General features: G+C 43.8%; 19 protein-coding genes. 4 read left to right on the top strand and 15 right to left on the bottom strand.

Translation table 11 applies throughout. The features are described 5' to 3' along the window. Positions 1-110: 110 nt before the first annotated feature. From rlmB to Xbud_RS00695, 4 genes are all read right to left on the bottom strand, one after another. Positions 111-848, bottom strand: coding sequence for a 23S rRNA (guanosine(2251)-2'-O)-methyltransferase RlmB (rlmB, locus tag Xbud_RS00710; protein ID WP_099134266.1), 738 nt, complete (start codon positions 846-848; stop codon positions 111-113). 75 nt (positions 849-923) lie between these two features. Next, positions 924-3389 (bottom strand): ribonuclease R, encoded by a 2466-nt coding sequence (gene rnr / locus Xbud_RS00705; RefSeq protein ID WP_099134600.1) that lies wholly within the window; start codon positions 3387-3389, stop codon positions 924-926. A gap of 56 nt (positions 3390-3445) precedes the next feature. Continuing rightward, positions 3446-3865, bottom strand: coding sequence for a nitric oxide-sensing transcriptional repressor NsrR (gene nsrR / locus Xbud_RS00700; protein ID WP_099134265.1), 420 nt, complete (start codon positions 3863-3865; stop codon positions 3446-3448). A 293-nt stretch (positions 3866-4158) separates the two neighbouring features. Beyond that, a complete protein-coding gene (locus tag Xbud_RS00695) occupies positions 4159-4701 on the bottom strand; it encodes a hypothetical protein (RefSeq protein WP_099134264.1) in 543 nt (180 codons plus the stop codon). A 208-nt stretch (positions 4702-4909) separates the two neighbouring features. Between Xbud_RS00695 and Xbud_RS20305 the strand changes: the two genes are divergently transcribed. Together Xbud_RS20305 and Xbud_RS20300 are read left to right on the top strand one after the other, a co-directional pair. Next, positions 4910-5095: a helix-turn-helix domain-containing protein gene (locus tag Xbud_RS20305; protein ID WP_339353600.1), complete on the top strand. Its 186-nt coding sequence runs from the start codon at positions 4910-4912 to the stop codon at positions 5093-5095. 7 nt (positions 5096-5102) lie between these two features. After that, positions 5103-5567: a type 2 periplasmic-binding domain-containing protein gene (locus tag Xbud_RS20300; protein ID WP_244589827.1), complete on the top strand. Its 465-nt coding sequence runs from the start codon at positions 5103-5105 to the stop codon at positions 5565-5567. A 290-nt stretch (positions 5568-5857) separates the two neighbouring features. Here the strand turns inward: Xbud_RS20300 and Xbud_RS00685 are convergent, their stop codons facing one another. From Xbud_RS00685 to tsaE, 10 genes are all read right to left on the bottom strand, one after another. Continuing rightward, on the bottom strand, positions 5858-7156 hold the full coding sequence (locus tag Xbud_RS00685) for an adenylosuccinate synthase (protein ID WP_099134263.1): 1299 nt from the start codon (positions 7154-7156) through the stop codon (positions 5858-5860). A 242-nt stretch (positions 7157-7398) separates the two neighbouring features. After that, positions 7399-8409 (bottom strand): protease modulator HflC, encoded by a 1011-nt coding sequence (gene hflC / locus Xbud_RS00680; protein ID WP_099134262.1) that lies wholly within the window; start codon positions 8407-8409, stop codon positions 7399-7401. 2 nt (positions 8410-8411) lie between these two features. Beyond that, on the bottom strand, positions 8412-9656 hold the full coding sequence (gene hflK, locus Xbud_RS00675) for an FtsH protease activity modulator HflK (protein ID WP_099134261.1): 1245 nt from the start codon (positions 9654-9656) through the stop codon (positions 8412-8414). Positions 9657-9679: 23 nt separating this feature from the next. Further along, positions 9680-9859 (bottom strand): hypothetical protein, encoded by a 180-nt coding sequence (locus tag Xbud_RS19715; RefSeq protein WP_169923000.1) that lies wholly within the window; start codon positions 9857-9859, stop codon positions 9680-9682. A gap of 116 nt (positions 9860-9975) precedes the next feature. Next, entirely contained in the window at positions 9976-11256 is a 1281-nt protein-coding gene (gene hflX / locus Xbud_RS00670; protein WP_099134260.1) for a ribosome rescue GTPase HflX, read from the bottom strand. A 95-nt stretch (positions 11257-11351) separates the two neighbouring features. Continuing rightward, on the bottom strand, positions 11352-11654 hold the full coding sequence (gene hfq / locus Xbud_RS00665; RefSeq protein ID WP_099134259.1) for an RNA chaperone Hfq: 303 nt from the start codon (positions 11652-11654) through the stop codon (positions 11352-11354). 108 nt (positions 11655-11762) lie between these two features. Beyond that, the gene (gene miaA, locus Xbud_RS00660; protein WP_099134258.1) at positions 11763-12704 is read right to left on the bottom strand and encodes a tRNA (adenosine(37)-N6)-dimethylallyltransferase MiaA; all 942 of its coding nucleotides are present in this window, start codon (positions 12702-12704) and stop codon (positions 11763-11765) included. Beyond that, on the bottom strand, positions 12697-14697 hold the full coding sequence (gene mutL, locus Xbud_RS00655; protein ID WP_099134257.1) for a DNA mismatch repair endonuclease MutL: 2001 nt from the start codon (positions 14695-14697) through the stop codon (positions 12697-12699). Before mutL ends, miaA begins: the two co-directional genes overlap by 8 nt. Before the next feature lie 61 nt (positions 14698-14758). Continuing rightward, positions 14759-16150 carry an N-acetylmuramoyl-L-alanine amidase AmiB gene (gene amiB, locus Xbud_RS00650; protein WP_244589826.1) on the bottom strand — a complete coding sequence of 464 codons (1392 nt, stop codon included), beginning with the start codon at positions 16148-16150 and terminating at the stop codon, positions 14759-14761. Then, positions 16147-16611 (bottom strand): tRNA (adenosine(37)-N6)-threonylcarbamoyltransferase complex ATPase subunit type 1 TsaE, encoded by a 465-nt coding sequence (gene tsaE / locus Xbud_RS00645; RefSeq protein WP_099134256.1) that lies wholly within the window; start codon positions 16609-16611, stop codon positions 16147-16149. The genes amiB and tsaE overlap by 4 nt, the downstream gene beginning before the upstream one ends. A 251-nt stretch (positions 16612-16862) precedes the next feature. On the opposite strand from tsaE, the gene queG reads away from it, so the two are divergent. Then, on the top strand, positions 16863-18020 hold the full coding sequence (gene queG / locus Xbud_RS00640; RefSeq protein ID WP_099134255.1) for a tRNA epoxyqueuosine(34) reductase QueG: 1158 nt from the start codon (positions 16863-16865) through the stop codon (positions 18018-18020). 621 nt (positions 18021-18641) lie between these two features. Here the strand turns inward: queG and Xbud_RS00635 are convergent. Then, entirely contained in the window at positions 18642-20075 is a 1434-nt protein-coding gene (locus tag Xbud_RS00635) for a 4-hydroxyphenylacetate 3-hydroxylase family protein (RefSeq protein ID WP_099134254.1), read from the bottom strand. 546 nt (positions 20076-20621) lie between these two features. Here Xbud_RS00635 and Xbud_RS00630 point away from each other — a divergent pair. Next, a complete protein-coding gene (locus Xbud_RS00630) occupies positions 20622-21083 on the top strand; it encodes a hypothetical protein (RefSeq protein ID WP_099134253.1) in 462 nt (153 codons plus the stop codon). The last annotated feature ends 145 nt before the right edge of the window (positions 21084-21228 follow it).

The following is a 21228-nucleotide window of genomic DNA, read 5'->3' as shown; positions in this document are numbered from 1 at the left end:
TTCAGCCTCCTGTCAGGGTCAGCCGTGGCCCATGGAGGCAAGGAACGTGTTAAGTACGGCTGAAAAATCGACGCGTCACTATACCCGCACAATAAAAAAAACTCAAGCAACTATTGGGCGCTTCTCTGACGCACAATTTCAAATAGACAAACTCCTGTTGCCACCGATACATTCAGGGAAGAGACAGAACCCGCCATCGGAATACTGATCAGTTCATCACAATGTTCACGGGTCAATCGACGCATACCTTCCCCCTCAGCCCCCATAATCAGAGCCATCGAGCCTGTCAGCTTGCTCTGATACAAAGAATGCGTGGCTTCCCCCGCCGTTCCTACAATCCAAACATTATTTTCTTGTAGTAAACGCAGAGTACGGGCAAGGTTCGTGACACAGATCAGCGGAACACTTTCTGCCGCACCACAGGCAACTTTTTTCACGGTTGCGTTCAATTGAGCGGAACGATCACGAGGAACAATGACTGCATCAACTCCTGCCGCATCGGCAGTACGCAAGCAAGCTCCCAAATTATGCGGATCGGTAACACCATCCAACACCAACAAGAAAGGACGCTCCCATTGAGCTAACAAATCAGGTAAGTCATTCTCCTGATATTGTCTTCCAAGCTTAACCTTAGCAATAATACCCTGGTGTACCGCGTTTTCTGTCTGCGCATCCAACCATTGACGGTTAGCCAATTGAACTGAAATACCGATGTTTTCCACGTCCTGTAACAACGGAGTTAAACGGCGATCTTCGCGCCCTTTCAATACATAAACTTCCATGAAGCGCTGTGGATCACGCTCCAATAAGGCTTTAACGGCATGAATACCGTAGATAATTTCACTCATGACTGGATGATACCTAAAAAATAGAAGGCGGCAGAAACCGCCCCTGATTATCTGTAGTTGTTAGCTATTTGGCTGTCAGCTATTTTCGCGCGTTTTTTTCGCGCGTTTTGCTTTCAATTTTGCCGTGATCTTTTTGGTTTTGTCTGAAACTTTTTTCTTCTTGCCTGATTTATTGTTTGATTTGTCTTGTTCCGTTTTTTTCTTCTTACGGAACTCACTGTCTTGACGGAAAACACGATCTGACTCGAAATCGGCTAATTTTTTATAATCTCGCCCTTTTTTAGCATTTTTACGTTCAGAAGCCCCTTTTTTCGCCTTATCTCTTGCAGTCTTACCTTTATTACGAGCCTTGCGGGTGGTAGAAAGCAGGATAAAGTCAATCTTGCGCTCATCCATGTGAACCGCTTCTACACGAATTTCCACTTCATCACCGAGCCGGTAAGTCTGCCCGGAAGATTCACCTATCAGACGCTGGCCGACATTATCATATCGGTAATAGTCATTATCCAATGTTGAAACATGCACCAAACCATCAATGAAAAGATCATGCAGTCTGACAAAGAAACCAAAGCCAGTCACACTGGTAATCAGACCGGTGAAAATATTACCTACCTGATCTTGCATGAAATCACATTTCAGCCAGTCTGCTACATCTCTTGTCGCTTCATCGGCACGACGTTCAGTCATTGAACAGTGGTCACCCAATTGCAGCATCTGCTCCATATCGTTGTGCCAGCCACCCGTTGGTGTCCAATGCTGCTCAACAGTACCCTTCTCTTGTGCCAACAGGTATTTGATCGCACGATGCAATGCCAAATCAGGATAACGGCGGATCGGCGATGTAAAATGCGCATAAGAACGCAGAGCAAGACCAAAATGCCCACGATTTTCCGGATCATAGATGGCCTGTTTCATAGAGCGCAACAACATCGTCTGCAATAGTTCATGATCAGGTCGTTCAGCGACTATTTTCATCAATTGAGCATAGTCTTTTGGCTCTGGTGTCATGCCTCCCAATAGACTCAGTCCCAACTCATTAAAGACTGAGCGTAAATTCAGAATACTTTCTTCTTTCGGTCGGTCATGAATACGATACAAAGCGGGTTCACGATGCTTTTCAACAAAACGGGCTGCCGCAATATTCGCCAGGATCATGCACTCTTCAATGAGTTTGTGAGCATCGTTACGTGCTACCGGCTCAATACGCTCAATACGGCGTTCTGCATTGAAGATAAACTTTGCTTCTTCAGATTCAAACGAAATAGCGCCACGCTCGTCACGCGACTTATCCAATGCCTGATAAAGTTCATGTAAATGCTCAATATGCTTTACCAATGGTTTGTAATGCTCACGCAGCTCTTGATCACCCTGCAAGATTTTCCATACTTTGGTGTAAGTCAAACGAGCATGAGAATTCATTACAGCTTCGTAAAACTTGTATGAAGAGAGTCTTCCTTGGGCGGAAACCGTCATTTCGCACACCATACACAGGCGATCAACTTCCGGGTTAAGTGAACACAATCCATTCGACAGAACTTCCGGCAGCATTGGCACAACTTGCGATGGAAAATAAACTGAGTTACCACGGCTGCGTGCTTCGGTATCCAAAGGGGTTTGTGGGCGCACATAATAACTGACGTCTGCAATCGCTACCCATAACCGCCAGCCACCGCCCCGTTTTCTTTCGCAATAAACCGCATCATCGAAATCACGGGCATCTTCACCATCGATTGTAACTAATGGTAATTCTCGTAAATCAACTCGCCCTTGCTTAGCCGATTCCGGTACATTTTCATCCAGATCAGCGACCTGTTTTTCCACCGTTGGCGGCCAGTTATAAGGGATTTCATGGGTTCGGAGAGCAATATCAACTGCCATGCTCGTTCCCATCGTTTCGCCGAGTACTTCAACAATTTTGCCAATGGCTTTAGTACGGCGAGTCGGGCGATTCGTCAATTCCACAACGACGACATTGCCCATTCTTGCCCCACAGATCTCCTCTTTAGGGATCAAGATATCGAAACACAGACGGCTATCATCAGGAACAACGAATCCCATGCCGGCATCAATAAAATACCGTCCAACAATTTGGCTGTCCTTTGGCTCCAACACTCTTACAATACGAACTTCAACCCGACCTTTACGATCCGGACGCAAAGGTTGTGCCAGTACAACATCGCCATGGATCGCCATCTTCATCTGCTCTGCCGACAGATAAAAATCTTCTTTGTGACCCTCCACTCGCAGAAAACCGTAGCCATCACGATGACCAATCACTGTACCCTTCAATAAGTCCAATCTTTCTGGCAACGCATAACACTGGCGGCGAGTGAAAACTAATTGTCCATCACGCTCCATTGCCCGCAAACGGCGACGCAACGCTTCCTGCGCATCTGCGCTGGTCAACTGAAGTTCTTGTGCTAATTCCTGACGACTTACCGGAGTGGTGTGTTTAGAAAGGATATCCAAGATATATTCCCGACTTGGGATAGGAGATTCGTATTTTTCAGCCTCTCGTTCCTGAAAAGGATCTTTTGACATCGCAATTCCTCTGTTGTCATCAGTAAGCTGTTTATCCCCATATTTCATTTCTTGCTTCATTTTGTCAGCAACAATTTATAAAGGGGACGATTGTCTTCGACCATATCGGCCAAAGTATATTGATTCAATTCTGCCAAAAATTTTTCTACCGCCTGATTCAATACTAATTTTAAACGACAAGCAGGTGTAATATGGCAACTACTACAGTTAACTAATCCAAGTGGTTCTAATGCACGAACCACATCACCGATTTTAATCTCGCTGGCGGCCTTACCCAGACTAATACCGCCATTTTTCCCCCTAACAGCATTAACTAGCCCTAAGTTACTCAGTTGATTAATTATTTTTACCATATGATTACGTGAGACACCGTAAACTTCTGTTACCTCAGTAATGTTTGTCATCTGGCCTTCTGGTAAAGAAGCCATATAAATCAGGGCACGCAAGCCATAATCGGTAAAACTGGTTAACTGCACACTTACCTCTGGGTGGCTGAATATAACGGGGGGTTATTGATAACCAAACAAACAGATATTATTGGTTTATCATTAGCTGGTCACATTATGTGGGTATTTTAAAAATTAAGCAAAACGAGCTGCTCCCTTTTCCTTCTATCTCCTCAAAACACAAAATCAGACAGTAAACATAACTTTTTGTGGCAAGTGATAAATTCGAAGCTATACGACTTTGTCAGAAAAAAAATCAAGGGCAATCGTTACAAGAAGCTGATGAGTATTTTAGCTCACCAGCAGCTTATCTAAATATCAATTTATTTTACTTTATCAAACAACTTCGGCCTGTCTCCTGAAAAATCAATCCAGGGATTAGTCCCAAGCAACTCTGAATGAGATACGCTGGGATCAACATAACGCATTACAAAAATTTCCGGGCCATGTTCATATGCGACAAGTAAGCCTTGCTCTGCAATCAAGAAACCACCGTGAATACCCAATCCTGGATAACTGAGACGCACAGCCAAATCGTCTAAGCCAACGTAATCAACAGTCAAACGTACAACCACACCATCAGGTAATACGAAGAACCAAGTTAACGGACCACCCGAAACTACGGTCATTACCTCATCAATACCCGCCCCGCTATCCGCAGAGTTTACATGCAGCCGGCCAAATTTATTCAATACAGCTATTTGAGTTTCAGGCGTTATTGCCCTCATATCATACACTTTGGGATAAGGAGCCACATCCACTTCCGAAATTGATAAATAGCCTCCACAGTGAACTTCAGGTGTTCGTCCTGCCAGGCGGATTTGCTGGAGCAAATCCGCACGGTTTAAGTTGAAAATGGAAATCAACTTGTGCTGTTCCTCTTCGGTGATTGCACGAGTCTGAGTTTACCCTCCTAATCTGGATTGAACTTAGAAAAATTGAACTTAGAAAATAAGTGCAGAAAGAAGAGCAGAAATCGCAGTCATGCTGCATATATTACTCCTTTACAAAAACGCACTAATGACGATATCCGAATCATCGTTCATCTGGTAACTTGATGAAAATCACTTATATATGTTAATTATTCGCCGTATGGATGAACTTCGCCGCATCGACCTTAACCTGCTACTAACATTGCATGCTTTACTAACAGAAAAACATGTCACCCGAGCTTCTTTACGATTACATAAGAGCCAACCAGCTATCAGCCACGCACTCGCACAGCTTCGAACACACTTCAATGACCCTATATTGACGTAACGGCCGAATGACTTTGACGATACGTGCCCAGGCGCTGATACAACCACTCAATGACGCCTTGGGTAGCCTAAACAGTTTGCTAGGTACCTCTGAATTCGACCCATCGCAAGCCCATAGGCGTTTCCGGCTTTCCTTATCAGATTATGCCGCACGGATCATACTCCCCCCGCTAGTACGGTACGTTCGCAAATGGGCAACAGGGATTGATCTTGCGATTAGTCAGGCTAGCAGGGAAACGGTGCTATCAACCAAAGGGGAATTATCACTAGAGCAATGGCTACAACGTCCTCATGTGATGTTGGCCTTACGACCCGATGCAAATGACGAAATCGAAAAAAACTTATCATTACTAGGGCTAAAGCGGCATATTGCCCTAGCTCTTCCACACTGGAATGCAGCGGTGGAATTACTGCCTGGCACATTAGGCGAGAAAGAGACGCCGCACATCGTTGGTTACATCAGGCTATATTGACTGTAGCCAATCCACTAAAACTATGTGCCGGGGTGAGTGAGCGCAGCCAACAAAGAGGCAACTTGAAAGACGAAAGGTATAAGTTGGAACCAATCAAAACCAAATAATACAAACTCATATATATTTTTTCGCGAAGCGACTGCTAAATACAAAGCTGCTACTGGAAAAGGGGGCATTAACTTGAGAAGAACAAGACGACAGGGATAAGTAGTACATATTGTGGGCTTACCAGTAACTTAAACCGGGCACAAAGCCCGGTTATAGATACTTTAAAGATTTAAAATCATCAATTAAGCATCAAATGGATCACGCAGGATCATGGTTTCAGAACGATCTGGGCCAGTAGAAATAATATCAACAGGAACGCCGGTCAGCTCTTCAACACGTTTGATATAGTTTAATGCTGTTGCTGGCAACTGGCTGTGCTCTTTAACACCGAAAGTGCTTTCATCCCAACCTGGCAGAGTTTCATATACCGCTTCCAGACCTTCCCAGTTTTCTGCGGCCAATGGCGTAGTCTCAATAACAGTACCATCAGGCTTACGATAACCAACGCAGATTTTCACTTCTTTCAAACCATCCAGTACGTCCAGTTTAGTCATACAGAAACCGGACAGGGAATTAATTTGGATAGCGCGACGAATAGCAACGATATCCAACCAACCAGTACGACGACTACGCCCTGTGGTTGCACCAAATTCCTGACCTTTCTGGCGCAAATATTCACCAGTTTCATCAAATAATTCGGTTGGGAATGGGCCTGCACCAACACGGGTGGAGTAAGCTTTGATAATGCCTAATACGTAATCAACGTAACGCGGACCCAAACCTGAACCAGTTGCAACACCACCAGCGGTAGTATTGGAAGAGGTTACATAAGGATAAGTACCGTGGTCGATATCCAGCAATGTACCCTGCGCACCTTCGAACATTACCAGTTCACCTTTCTGAGTTGCTTTGTAGAGCAGGTCAGAAACGTCAACTACCATGCCAGTCAGAATATCCGCAACTGCCAGAATATCATCCAGCGTTTTCTGATAATCAACAGCAGGTTCGTTGTAATAGTTAACCAATTGGAAGTTATGGTAATCGATGATTTCTTTCAGCTTAACTGCGAAAGTTTCTTTATCGAACAGATCGCCCACACGCAGGCCACGACGAGCCACTTTATCTTCGTATGCAGGCCCAATACCACGGCCAGTTGTACCAATTGCCTTAGCACCGCGCGCCTTTTCGCGGGCATTATCCAATGCAACATGATAAGGCAGGATCAACGGACAAGCTTCGGAAATAAGCAAGCGTTCACGTACAGGAACCCCACGTGATTCAAGCTCTTTCATCTCTTTCATCAAAGCATCTGGTGCTAAAACGACCCCATTTGCGATAATGCTAATGACATTTTCACGTAAGATCCCAGATGGGATTAAATGGAGAACGGTTTTTTCACCGTTGATGACTAGTGTATGGCCTGCATTATGGCCGCCCTGATAACGAACTACATATTTAGCTCGTTCAGTCAGCAAGTCGACGATTTTACCCTTGCCCTCGTCACCCCATTGGGTGCCCAATACGACAACGTTCTTACCCATTTCAAAAGTTCACTCGGTTGCTTAAAAATGGATTCTAACATCTCATTTAGCACCTTTCAGTATTTTTTCTCACTTCTGTTATTTCGTTTCGTCATATTAATGGGCTGCTAAGTAAACATTGGTAATGATAGCAGACAAAAAACTAGCATGAAAAAGCCACTGTAAATTCTCTTACAGTGGCTCAAATGAGTTTTCTTTTTTCAATTCAGGCGAATATAAAACAATTCACCTATCAGAACTCATTAGTTATCAGCACGATTAACATGGTCACGCTGTTTAGTCGGATCTTTCATATAACGGAAGAAATCAGTATCTGGGCTGAGAACCATGATGTTCCCGTCATTCTTGAAGCTTTTCTCGTAAGCACGCAAACTACGGATAAAAGCGTAGAAATCAGGATCTTTACTGAAAGCATCAGCAAACAGTTTAGTGGCTTCTGCATCACCTTCACCACGTAAAACTAGTGCCTGACTATATGCCGCTGCTTTAATCTCAGTAGCTGATTTGTCAGCCGCAGCACGGACCTTCTCAGCTTCTTCCATACCCTGTGAACGGTGACGACGTGCTACCGCTTCACGTTCTGCACGCATACGCTGATAGATTGCACCAGAAACTTCATCAGGCAAGTTGATTTGCTTGATGCGGACATCCACAACTTCAATCCCTAACGCAGCCATACTGTTCGGGTTGAAAGCGGGTTGTTCACCTTTAGTTTCTTTCTTCACACGGGCAGCCGCAGAGGCGATTGCGCTGTCTGCGGAAGAATCATCATCACTTGTACCCAGATTCAGAGCATTACGCACATCCGTCGTCAAACGACCACGGGAGTCTGTCACAATGCCACGAACATCCAGACGACCAATTTCAGAACGCAGGCGGTCACTGAATTTACGCTTTAACAGCACTTCAGCTTGAGAAATTGAACCATTTCCCGTTGCCAGATAATAGCTACTGAAATCTTTAATCCGCCATTTCAGATAAGAGTCAACGATCAGGTCTTTATTTTCACTTGTCAGGAAGCGGTCAGCCTTGATATCCATAGTCTGGATACGGGCATCAAGTGTTTTGACAGTTTCAATAAATGGAATTTTAAAATGCAGGCCGGGCTGATAAACCATTGGCTTATTTTCAGCATCGCGCATCACTTTGCCAAAGCGCAGCACAATACCACGCTGACCTTCATATACGATAAATAGCGATGAATACAGCACAACCAATACGGCGGCAATAGCAAAGACGAACGACTTACGCATGATTATGGTCTCCCTTGTCTTGTCGTATCACCACGCAGGTTGCTTGAATCATCATAGCCAGAACTGCCATAACCAGAATTACTATAACTAGATGACCCGTGTGTTAGTGTAGAATGTGTCGTGCTGCGTTGCTCCGATGTTACCTTCACTTCTGATGGCTTAATCTTTGCTTCTTCAGCTTGACTACGCAGAACCTGATCCAGCGGCAATACCAGCATATTGTTGCTCTTTTCATTTGCAATCACTTTACGGGTATTACTCAGAACACGCTCCATCGTCTCAATATAAAGGCGCTCACGGGTAATTTCCGGCGCAGCTTTATATTCTGGCAGGATTTTAGCGAAACTTGCCACTTCACCCCGTGCATTCAATACGACACTGACTTTATAGGCTTTAGCTTCTTCGATAATACGTTGAGCATTACCATTGGCAATCGGTAAGACAGAGTTTTTATAAGCTTCTGCTTCACGAATCGTTTTCTGCTCTTCTTCGCGGGCTGCGATAACGTCATCAAACGCCGCTTTCACCTCTTCAGGTGGACGTGCAGTCTGGAAGTTAACATCCAACAAAGTGATCCCCATATTGTACGGACGAATGGTTTCTTCCAGTACCTTTTGGGTATCGTTACGCACAATAGTACGATCCGCAGTCAGGATTTTTTCCATTGTGTATTTGCCGACAACCCCGCGTACAGCACTGTCAGTCGCCTGATGCAGACTGTTATCAGGATTAGTGACATTAAAAAGATAGGCGACAGGGTCAGTAACACGGTATTGAACGTTCATTTCAGCACGTACAACGTTTTCATCCGATGTCAACATGACACCCGATGTTGCCAATTCACGAACAGATTCAACGTTAACAGCACGAACCCGGTCGATAAATGTCATCTTCCAGTTCAAGCCGGGCTGCACGATATGGCTAAATTTACCCAATCGGGTAACAACACCACGTTCTGTTTCTTTAATTGTATAGAAACCACTTACAACCCAAACAGCAACTGCAGCAGCAACGGCGAGACCAATAAGACGCCCACCAAATTTAAGGTTCTGTCCAGAACCATTTCCACCTTTGTTTCCACCGAGACCACCGAGTTTTTCACTCAGTTTACGGAACAGATCGTCGAGATCAGTTGCCCCACGGTTTCGACCACCTTTATTGTTGCCGCCGGAGTTGCCGCCATTATTATTGCTGCTTCCCCACGGGTCGCGGTCCTGTCCGTTATTACCGGGCTGATTCCACGCCATGTTTTAGCTCCACTTTTAGTTTTTCACTGGTTTTTCAGAGGTGACTGCTCTCCACCCAGACGGGTGAGGCTTCCCACTTCACAGGCCGTTGCCTGTCCCTGACAGGTCTGACAGCGGCCTCCATGGGCAGAAACGATAACTTTCATCGTTTCGTAAGCAACCAATATTTTTGGTGATACTTTTGACAGTGCTGATTCCGTCACTGCAATTCTGGCACAGTCATTTCATCACCACCATTCCATCACCGCTATTCCATGACTTTAAGCACCTTGAAATGGCAGACAAAATGATACCTTGTTTGTCGTCCTGCGCCAATCAATCAGACAACATAGTCTGGTAAATTTGGCTCTTGTTTGCACAGACGACGCCAATCAACCATCGGCATCCTGACTTCAAGCCCTAACTGACCATCTTCTTCCATCCACTCACGCTCAATCGCCTGAAGCTGGTAAAAACGACTACGCAAACGCCCTGCTTCTGGTGGAAGATGCAATTCATAATGTGCAATTTCCCCTGAAAGACGCTCAGTCAGTGCCTGTAATAACAGAGGGATACCTTCTCCAGTCTGAGCAGAAAGCCAGACTCTCACCGGACGATTTTCTTCATCACGGTCAATACGGGGAACAAAATCAGCCAACATATCGATTTTGTTCATCACCAATAGAGAAGGGATCTCATGCGCCTCAATCTCTTCCAGAACACTATCAACAGCAAGGATATTTTCATCCAAACGATTATCTGACGCATCAACAACATGAAGCAGCAATCTTGCCTGTCGGGTTTCTTGCAAAGTAGCCTTAAATGCTGCAACCAAATCATGAGGCAACTGACGAATGAAACCAACGGTATCAGCCAAGACAACCGAACCAACATCATTCACATTGATCCGACGCAACGTAGGGTCGAGAGTAGCAAAAAGCTGATCAGCAGCAAATACCTCAGCCAAGGTTATTCTATTGAATAAACTTGATTTTCCTGCGTTGGTATAACCGACGAGGGAAACAGTAGGAATATCTGCTTTGTTGCGTGCCTGACGCCCCTGTTCACGTTGCTTTTCTACTTTATTAAGACGCCCCAAAATCTGCTTGATTTTGTCACGCAGCATACGGCGGTCTGATTCTAGCTGGGTTTCTCCCGGACCACGTAAACCAATCCCCCCTTTCTGGCGTTCAAGGTGAGTCCAACCCCGAACTAAACGGGTGGATAAATGACGCAATTGTGCAAGTTCTACCTGCAACTTACCTTCATGCGTTCTTGCCCGCTGAGCAAAGATATCCAGGATCACACCAGTGCGATCAACAATACGGCATTGACACAGGCGTTCAAGATTACGTTCCTGAGCAGGACTGAGTGCATGATTAAACAGCACCACATCTGCGCCGCTGTTTTTGACTGCTTCAGCAATTTCTTCTGCTTTGCCTTCCCCGACAAAATATTTCGGATGCGGAGCCTTACGGCTTCCTGTCACTATCTGCACAGGAGAAACACCTGCGGAAGTCACCAATGATTCAAATTCACTGAGATTTTCCGTATCTTTTTCCTGTGAGAAAAAAACATGCACCAGAACAGCTAGTTCTCCGCCTTCATAACGATCAAACAACGGTGCAACCCCTCAGGCTGAGTAAAATCCATAGGAAAAACATAGGTAAAGTCTCCCTACCTATGTTTTTATTTTCGCCAGGCATTATCACTGATTTATTCAGCGATATCATTTTCCTGTTGTGCCGCCGAGCTAGTATTAGCCTGATAATTTCCTACACTGGATCCCACATTTGCATTGCTACCATGGTGAGACACTGGGCGGGAAGGCACAACAGTAGAAATGGCGTGTTTATAAACCATCTGACTGACTGTGTTTTTCAGCAAAATGACAAATTGGTCAAAAGATTCAATTTGACCCTGCAATTTGATGCCGTTGACTAAATAAATAGAAACCGGGACCCTTTCACGTCGTAATGCGTTCAGGAATGGATCTTGCAAAGATTGCCCCTTAGCCATTCTATATTTTCCTTATTTTGTTGTTTTTAACTAAGAACCCGTTGGTTCGAAAAATTAACTACTCAAAAATGACACTTTGTACTGATCAATTGTACACAATCAATAAATTTATGTACTAATAACCTGCATGACTGTATTTAGTGCTTGTTCAGGTTGATCACTGTCCAACCAAGTCACATTGTCCCAACTCCTGAGCCATGTGATCTGACGCTTCGCTAACTGGCGAGTCGCACAGATACCACGATAAACCATCTCATCATGAGAGATTTCGCCCGCGAGATAAGACCACATCTGACGATAACCAACACAACGAATGGAAGGTAAATCTGTATGCAAATCGTTACGAGCATAAAGCGCTTTAACTTCATCTTCAAACCCTGATTTGATCATTTGTTCAAAACGGGCAGCAATGCGCTGATGCAGAACTTCACGGCTTGCAGGCGCAATCGCAAACTGATGAACACGATAAGGCAATACTTCTCCAGACGTTTCAGTCAATGTAGTTAGAGTTTTACCCGAAATCCGAAAAACTTCCAGTGCACGAGTAAGACGTTGTGGATCATTTGGGTGAATTCTTGCAGCAGCGACCGGATCAATCTCCTGCAACTGCTGATGCAATGCGTCCCACCCCTCTTCCGCTGCCTGCTGCTCAATTTGTGCCCGGACTTCAGGACTTGCAGAAGGCAATGGCGATAATCCTTCTAGTAATGCTTTGAAATATAGCATGGTTCCGCCAACCAGGAGTGGAATTCTCCCGGCAGCCGTAATTTCCGCCATGTGTTTCAACGCATCACGACGAAAATCAGCAGCAGAATAAACTTCGGCAGGATCCAAAACATCAATCAAACGATGAGGTGCCTGTACCTGTTCTTCTGCGGAAGGTTTCGCAGTACCAACATCCATGCCACGATAAATCAATGCAGAATCAACGCTAATCAGTTCAACCGGAAGATGCTGACGTAAAGCGATTGATAATGCCGTTTTTCCTGAGGCAGTCGGCCCCATGAGAAAAATGGCTGTGGGCAATTGTCGAGTTTTTGAATCACTCATGATTAAAAAGTGCCACCACTGCTTGTAAATCAATTAATTGTAATAATCCCTCAGGCGGAGATTCCACCAGCTGAGGGCAAAGGCGCTCGACATCAGCTAAAAGCTGAACAGCCTGCGCAACGTTCCACGTTTCGTGTTCGCTCCCCAAATGACGGGAGAGCCAGATCGCCACCTGTTCTACAGAGGCCGATGGCTGCTCTATCAGATAGCCCAACAATGCCGGAAACAGTTTTGGCAGGTTCTGTTGGCGCAGAGGCAACGATACCGCATGAATGGTTACTTTTCCATGTGCGACAGTAGATTCAATGCCAAAAGTCTTTAATAGCTCACTATTCTGCTCCAAAATACTAATTTCTGCCTGATCAAGAGACAGTTTCAATGGAATAAGCAGTGGTTGTGATTTTAGCCTTTGTTCTCCCGGAGTTAACTGTGCCTGCCTCAGCCAACGCTCCGCAACAGGTAAAGACAGCAACCCAATGCCTGACGCCGATTCAAACAAAACATAGTGAGAGGCATAAATACTTAATACCTTGCCGAAACTATAACTACCACTTTTCCCTTGTACGACAGTTGAATGAGTTGGTGTTAATGTCGTTTTTTCCGTGTCAGGAGTTGGTCTTCCAGAATCTTGTTTCTCAGGCGTTGCCTTTTCAGGAAATAATGGTTGTTTTTCCTCTGACTCAAACTGCATCAGTTTCTGATACAACTCCCCCTGTTTTTTCTGATAATTTTCCCCATGATAAGGCTGCCGGGTAGAGCTATGATCCGAACGCTCGCCTGAAGATGGATTTTTGCGTGGTTCTTGCCTTTGCTTATCATGCTGCCCGGACGAAGATAAAGAAACAGGGCGAGAAGGTGATGATGTATTTGAAGGCTGCTCTCCCGATAACGCCTTTGTTTGTTGGAGAAAATGGTTTTCTCCCGCAGAAGGCCGATTTTCCGGTATCCAATTGGCGGTATTCTCCTGACAATCAAGTGCCAGTCCAGCGCCATTACCCCGCTGTTTCAATACTGCTGCTACGCCCTGATAAATAAAATCGTGTACCAAACGCGCCTGATGAAAACGCACTTCATGTTTAGCCGGATGCACATTGACATCAACCTGATGCGGGTCGATCTCCAGGTACAGAACATAAGCGGGTTGCTGCTCTCCTTGCAGCAGATCTTGATAGGCCTGACGAATAGCATGATTAATCAGCCGATCCCGCATCATGCGTCCATTAACATAGCAATACTGAGTATCACCTGCCACAGCGGTATTCATCGGATCAACCACCCATCCCTTGATAGATAAAGAATCGTGCTGCCATGATAGTGCAAGTGCCTGCTGCACAAATGCCGCGCCACAAATCGCTGCTAATCGACGTTCATGCTGAGATTCTTCTTTGGCCGGACGATACTGACGAACCAATTTTCCATTGTGATTCAGATTGATCGCCACATCCAGTCGGGCAAGTGCGATTCTGCGCATGACTTCATCAATATGGCTGAACTCTGTTTTTTCCGTTCTTAGAAATTTTCGACGGGCAGGCGTGTTATAAAACAGGTCTAAGACCTCAACCGTTGTTCCAACAGGGTGAGCAGCAGGTTTTACCGTTACTTCCATATCACGACCTTCAGCATAAGACTGCCATGCCTCGGCCTGATTTTCAGGACGAGATGTCAGCGTCAGCCGTGAAACGGAACTGATACTAGCCAGCGCCTCCCCTCGGAATCCCATACTGACAATGGCTTCCAGATCATCTAGAGAAGCTATTTTACTGGTAGCATGCCGAGCTAATGCCAACGTGAGGTCTTGCCTGCTAATACCACAGCCATTATCACGAATACGGATCAATTTTATGCCGCCACGCTCAATATCAATGTCAATGCGGGTAGCGCCAGCATCCAGGCTATTTTCCACCAACTCCTTCACTACCGATGCAGGGCGTTCAACCACTTCACCAGCAGCAATCTGATTTGCCAATTGTGGGGGTAATATCCTGATAGCCATCATTCGACCTTATTTACTGTTTCTTACGTATTACTTCTTATCTTACGTATACGGTTTAAAATTACTTTGGTGCTGTTTGCAACGGATTAGTCTGAAAATAGTGACGTAACCCCAGATGGATAGCTTGCGCTAATTTTTCTTGATACTGATTGGAACTCAACAATCCTTCTTCTGACGAGTTACTGATAAAACCCGTTTCTACCAAGATGGAAGGAATATCCGGTGAACGCAGAACCCCCAAACTGGCATGTTCTGGTGTACGTTTATGCAAAGAACCAACCTGAGTTAACTGATGCAAAACCTGAATAGCTACGTCATAACCTACCCGTTGTGAATGCCCGAATTGCAGATCCAGCACAGCCTGACTCAAAAAAGGATCAGTGCCATTGGCAAGAGCATCTCCCGCACCACCTAGCAATTCAGACTGTTTCTCATGCTGTTCCAACCAATTCCCCAATTCACTGTTCGCACGACGATTGGACAGTACCCAAACAGAAGCCCCCCTGGCACTACGATTAGGTGCAGCATCCGCATGAATGGAAATCAACATATTGGCTTTGTGCTTACGGGCAACCTCAGATCGTCCTGCTACCGAAATAAAATAATCTCCGTTCCGTGTCAGGACAGGTTTGAACATGGGATCATTACGCAGAAGTGCTTCCAGTTTACGTGCCACACTGATGGTAACATTTTTTTCCCGCAATCCCCGCTGCCCGATTGCCCCCGGGTCCTGCCCTCCGTGCCCAGCGTCAATGGCAATAACAACTGGATATTTTCCTTTAGCTGCCTTGGTTAGCTGCTTTTTCACTACTTGTTCACCATGAGCAAATTGTTCACCATGAACAGACGTAGTTTTAGCATTCTGTTTTGTCGGCATTGTACCAGAAGTTGACTTATTTGTTAGTAATTGCTTACCTTCATTTGATCCTAGATTTTCTCTGAATGCAGGTTTTTTTTCCAATGTCGATGAACGACTCGCAGTACCATTTACTTTCAGAGTAAAGATAATCTGGTATTGATGACCTGATTGCTTCACAACGGAAGTTGCTGTTGCCTTCTGCGCTAACTCCAGCACAATTCGCTTATGAAGTAAATCAGGTGGCTGACTGGTTCGGACTACTTTTACCAAATTCTGTTTTGCCTGACCCTTACCTGACAAATGCATTGGCAGCCCTGTGAAATTAGCGGATTGACGAATATCCACCACCAGTCTTTCAGGGTTATGCAGAGGGAAAAAACGATACTCAGGATGTCCGCCGGTGAATCCCAACGTCACGGTCGCTTCAGATGGACTATTGCTCATATGCACATTTGACAGCGTAGACGCCATTACTGTTGTCATAACCAGTTGGCTTAACATCACAAACAACACACAAACCATCAGCCAATGGGTTTGCCATTTTTGTATCATCTTCACGAAGAAGGCATTCATCATGGTCAGAGATTCCTTCATAAGGATTCCAGATTATCCAGTAAATTTTCACCATATTCAGATAACGCCACAAAACGTGCTTGTCGACCTTCATTGTTATAGGTCAAATGCAACTCAATATCAGCTTTAGGCAAAAAACCTGCCCCCTGCTGCGGCCATTCCACCAAACAAATGGCATCCTGATGAAAATAATCCCGGATCCCCATAAATTCCAATTCTTCCGGATCAGCCAGACGGTACAAATCAAAATGATAAACAGAACGTGGTTGTAAGGTATAAGGTTCAACCAACGTATAAGTAGGGCTTTTTACGTGTCCCTGATGACCGAGAGCTTGCAGAAAACCACGACTGAATGTCGTTTTACCTGCGCCAAGATCACCGTATAAATAAATAACATAGCCGCGTTCGCAAGCTGCCGCCACTGCATTGCCCAGCGCAACCGTAGCATTTTCATCTGGAAGTGATAAAACGAGTTCTTTCATCGAAAATTATCTATTGTATTTATTGAATTGAAGCTTGTTGAAATATACACACCCTTTTCCAAGTCGCGACCTGAAATCCATAAGGTATATAAAAGACATATTAGTCAAATAGTTTAACCAATAACCATAACATAACTCAGCTATTATCATTTAGCATCTCCTGTGCTGACACCGAGCCAGATACCACATTTTTTGTCTTCAATCTATCCTGTGTTACTCTACGCCTCTTTTACAGCAGTAACTTATATTCAATGGTAACCCCTCTCGATCTGAATCTTCTGGCAACAAACATCAAGCAATGGGGGCTTTCCCTCGGTTTCCAGCAAGTTGGCATCTGTGATACTGATTTATCCACAGAAGAGCCGAGATTACAGGAATGGCTTGATAAGCAATACCACGGTGAAATGGACTGGATGGCACGTCACGGCATGATGCGAACGCGTCCCCGTGAATTACTGCCCGGCACGTTGCGGATTATTAGTGTTCGCATGAATTACCTGCCCACCAAAGCTGCTTTTGCCAGTACATTGAATAACCCTGAACTGGGCTATGTTAGCCGTTATTCACTGGGCAGAGATTACCATAAACTGCTACGCCAACGGCTTAAAAAGCTAGGTGAACAAATACAGGACTATTGCAGCACCCATGAATACCAAGGGACTCTGAATTTTCGTCCCTTCGTCGATTCTGCTCCCATTATGGAACGCCCATTGGCAACAAAAGCCGGACTTGGCTGGGTTGGTAAACACTCACTTATATTAAACAGGGAATCTGGCTCTTGGTTCTTTCTGGGAGAATTACTGATTAACCTTCCCTTACCTATCGATATTTCTCAAGAAGAACAATGCGGACGTTGTGTCGCTTGTATGACCACCTGCCCAACAGGAGCAATTGTAGAACCTTATACGATTGATGCCCGCCGCTGTATTTCTTACCTGACGATTGAACTCGACGGAACGATCCCAGAAGAATTTCGGTCATTGATGGGAAACCGGATTTATGGTTGTGACGATTGCCAACTTATTTGCCCCTGGAATCGTTTCTCACAATTAACAGATGAAGCTGATTTTAGCCCTCGTGCCGCACTGCATACACCTGAATTACTCGATTTGTTCAGTTGGAGCGAAGAAAAATTCCTGCGCATAACGGAAGGTTCAGCCATACGACGTATCGGTTATCTACGTTGGCTGCGCAATATTTCAGTTGCATTAGGTAACGCACCTTACCGGGATGAAATTGTACTAACTCTGAAAAAAAGAATCGGTTTGAGTGATGTATTAGATGAACATATCCACTGGGCCGTCGCTCAACAGATATCCCGTCGGAGTGCTAATGCAATTGAAGTCCAAACGTCACAACAGAAACGATTAATACGAGCAATTACCAAAGGGTTGCCCAGAGATGCTTAATATACAATCAGCTTAATTTCTTATTAAAAAGCCCCTCTGTTTCCTTGTGAATAAAATAAAAACGCTTTACTGATCAAGGCGCAAAGAAAGGATAAATATTAATTCAATAATTTTGAATAACAGACAATTATTCTAATTTATCAATTAGTTAATCAATAGATATTATTTTAAATAATGGGCTGCAAAGCTTAAATGTAATCGTATTGCCTGTGGATAACTCTGTGTAACAATCAAAGCAATACCGAGCAACTAAATACGGTAGTTACGTAAAATACTGTGGATAAAAAATAGAGATTGCACTTCGTTGGAAAAGTATTAAGTATTGGCAGTAAAAACGGAATCCACTCCTCATTCTAGACGCTACTGGAGAAATTTTCCTCTGCATATCCAAAAATGAGGCGGAATTATGGACTTGTTGAAGCAGGATGGCAAGCGCTTTATCAATAAATTATTTTTGGCAGGACTCTGACAAGTTATACTGATACGGAATAAGAAGTGCCAACACTCAATGCTGGCACTTTTTTCTTAGCGACTATTTCATTACCAACTATTGCCACTCATTATTATCCGGCAAACTTAACGTGACAACAGGATGAACATAGCAGCAGGATAAAAATTAATTTAAAGCTTTTTTATTCTTTCAACCAGTTCTCTTGATGACTCCCAGTCATATTGACCGTAAAGACGCCCCAACGTTTGATAAGGAGCTCCGGCATAAAACAGCTCATACTGATGGTGTCTTGAAGCACACTCTGAACCTACCGCATCCCACACCAACTTCATCAATCTGACCCTTTCGACAGGTGAAGCAATGGATGAATACTGTGTTTTCTCAATAACACTTAAAATTTCATCATCCTCTAAATCAGCCGCACTTGACGGCAACATCAAAACCCCCCCTCCTGCCAGTTTTCTAATTGTCTCCAATACATTCGGATACATTGACTGCGAGATCACCCGATACGTATAGAGCATGGTCTTATCAGGTAAGCAGAATCCATTATGAACTTTTGGGCAATGGAGCACACTCTTAAACAACCCTTCAATATTCATGGCGTAGCAAGCGAGCTGTGCGAGTGATTCCTTCACGGCAGGATATTCGCAGACACCATTGGTTTCGGCCATTACCTGCGCTAATCCCGCTAAAAAGTGTAATTTTACTGCATAACGGGCCAGGCTTTGGATATCCATCAAGATTTCCGTAGCCGTTGACTCCGTCTGCTTAGAGCACATCTCAATATCTTCAAAGACAAATACCCTTTCCCAAGGCACCAGAACGTCATCGAAATAGAGCATTGAATCATTTTCATCAAACCGGGATGACAATGGATAATCTGTGGGATTAGCACCAAACTCATAGGAGCGTCTGGATATAATTTTTATGCCTTTCGTATTGAGTGGCATAGCAAAAGAGAGCGCATAGCGTTCATCAAGATCTTTTTTCAGCGGCTTAGTAGTACCGACCAATACTTCATCAGCCAATACAGCGCCCGTAGCGAGCATTTTAGCACCTCGGACAATAATGCCTTCGGCATTCTTTTCCACTACACCAAGGGCATGATAAATATTCTTATCATGCCCACCGGGTGTCTTTGAACGGTCACCCTGCGGACTAATCAGGGCATAAGCCAGATAAAGATCATTCTTACTCGCATAGGCAAAATAATTTCGCAAAGCATCAGCGCGTTCTTGAGAATAAGATTCGAATAACTCAATATGTGTCAGCATTCCGGCTAGTGCTGATGACGTGTAATCAGGGCTTCTGCCAAGCCAGCCCACTGTCTGCTTTGCCCATTCATAGGCTGCATAACCTCGTGCAATTAGCTGTTCAGGGGTAGAAGGCAACTGCCAGTACAGGCTCATCTGCTCGCCAGCTTCCGTTGTGAAAGTCATTTTATCCGTATGCTGAATTTTATAATCATACAAATTCGCTACAGACCTAATCGCATTCCTGAACGCTGGGTGATCCACATGATCTGTGATCTTTTCGCCATTGATAAAAATAGTGCGTCCATCACGTAAATCCTCCATATATTGCTTTCCGGTTCTTATCATCTTTTCTATGCTCCTATCAATTACGACAATTTCTAAAGGTCAAGAAAAGAAATCTTTTTATTCAGCACTGGAAATCCAATATACAAGGATAATTGTCCCCAATTGAGAATAATATGACTACGATACATCTCATTAAAATATCGCAGAAAACAGCAGCCTATTAGCTGCACCGACATCGGTCTTGATTACTCTTTCCAGCACAAAAAAAGAATATACTTTTCAAGGCAATGAGATATATTCATGCGGATTAACTATAAAAGCGATATCAAATTGCGATGTCATCATAATAATGAACAATAAGTTAATTAGTTTAATCAGTGGTTATTACAGTTTTATAATACCATTTCATCTATTATATTAATCTACCCTTCATTATATTTATTACTCAAGAATATAAAATGTTACTCTAACTCATCACGAATTTCTTATTGTGAGATAACTCATTAATTTTCATTTCTCTTTACTGTATATTTTTTATATCGTTGAGCTATAAGCTAATACATAAATAACATATTGGATAATCAATTATAAATGAGGTTGTTATCTATGATTGTTAATGATAAATCAAACGTACCGCATATTGTAAACAAAAGTGATGACTTATTGTTTATATACGAATGTTATCATTGCATATTGGGAATGAAAAGGAACGAAAAACTTGCAAATATAAATTGGCTCCATTCAAGTAACATCTCTCTTTCAATATTACAGATACATATGACTGACTTGCTTATTTCAATGGAAAAAAGCAAATATGAGCAAGCTAAATCACTTCTTGATACACTAATAATGATAAGTGGAAAAGAATCAGATGAGCGTGTTGAACTCATCAACTCAGGAATAATTTCTTTAATTAAGAATAATTATTACCAAGCCAGAAATTATTTTTATAAATGCTTACTAAAAAATCCTAAAGATATATTCAGTTTTTACACATGTCATATGATTGAGTTCAATAATGGCATGACCGAAACCATGCTTGAAACGCTCAATCTGGTAAATAAATAGTCTGGCTACCGCTTCTTTGGATAACCCGCAATTATCACGGCTAGTTTGGGCAATTCTCGCTGTAATAAATAATTCGTGATGGTGATCATTAAAAATCCCTTGATTATTGCTTGTTTCATCGGGATATCATTCAACCTGACCAAAA

Origin of the sequence: Xenorhabdus budapestensis (genome assembly GCF_002632465.1) — a bacterium.
GTDB lineage: Bacteria > Pseudomonadota > Gammaproteobacteria > Enterobacterales > Enterobacteriaceae > Xenorhabdus > Xenorhabdus budapestensis.
The sequence above is the reverse complement of the archived record's forward strand: the minus strand, read 5'-3'. Positions and strand labels throughout refer to the sequence as shown.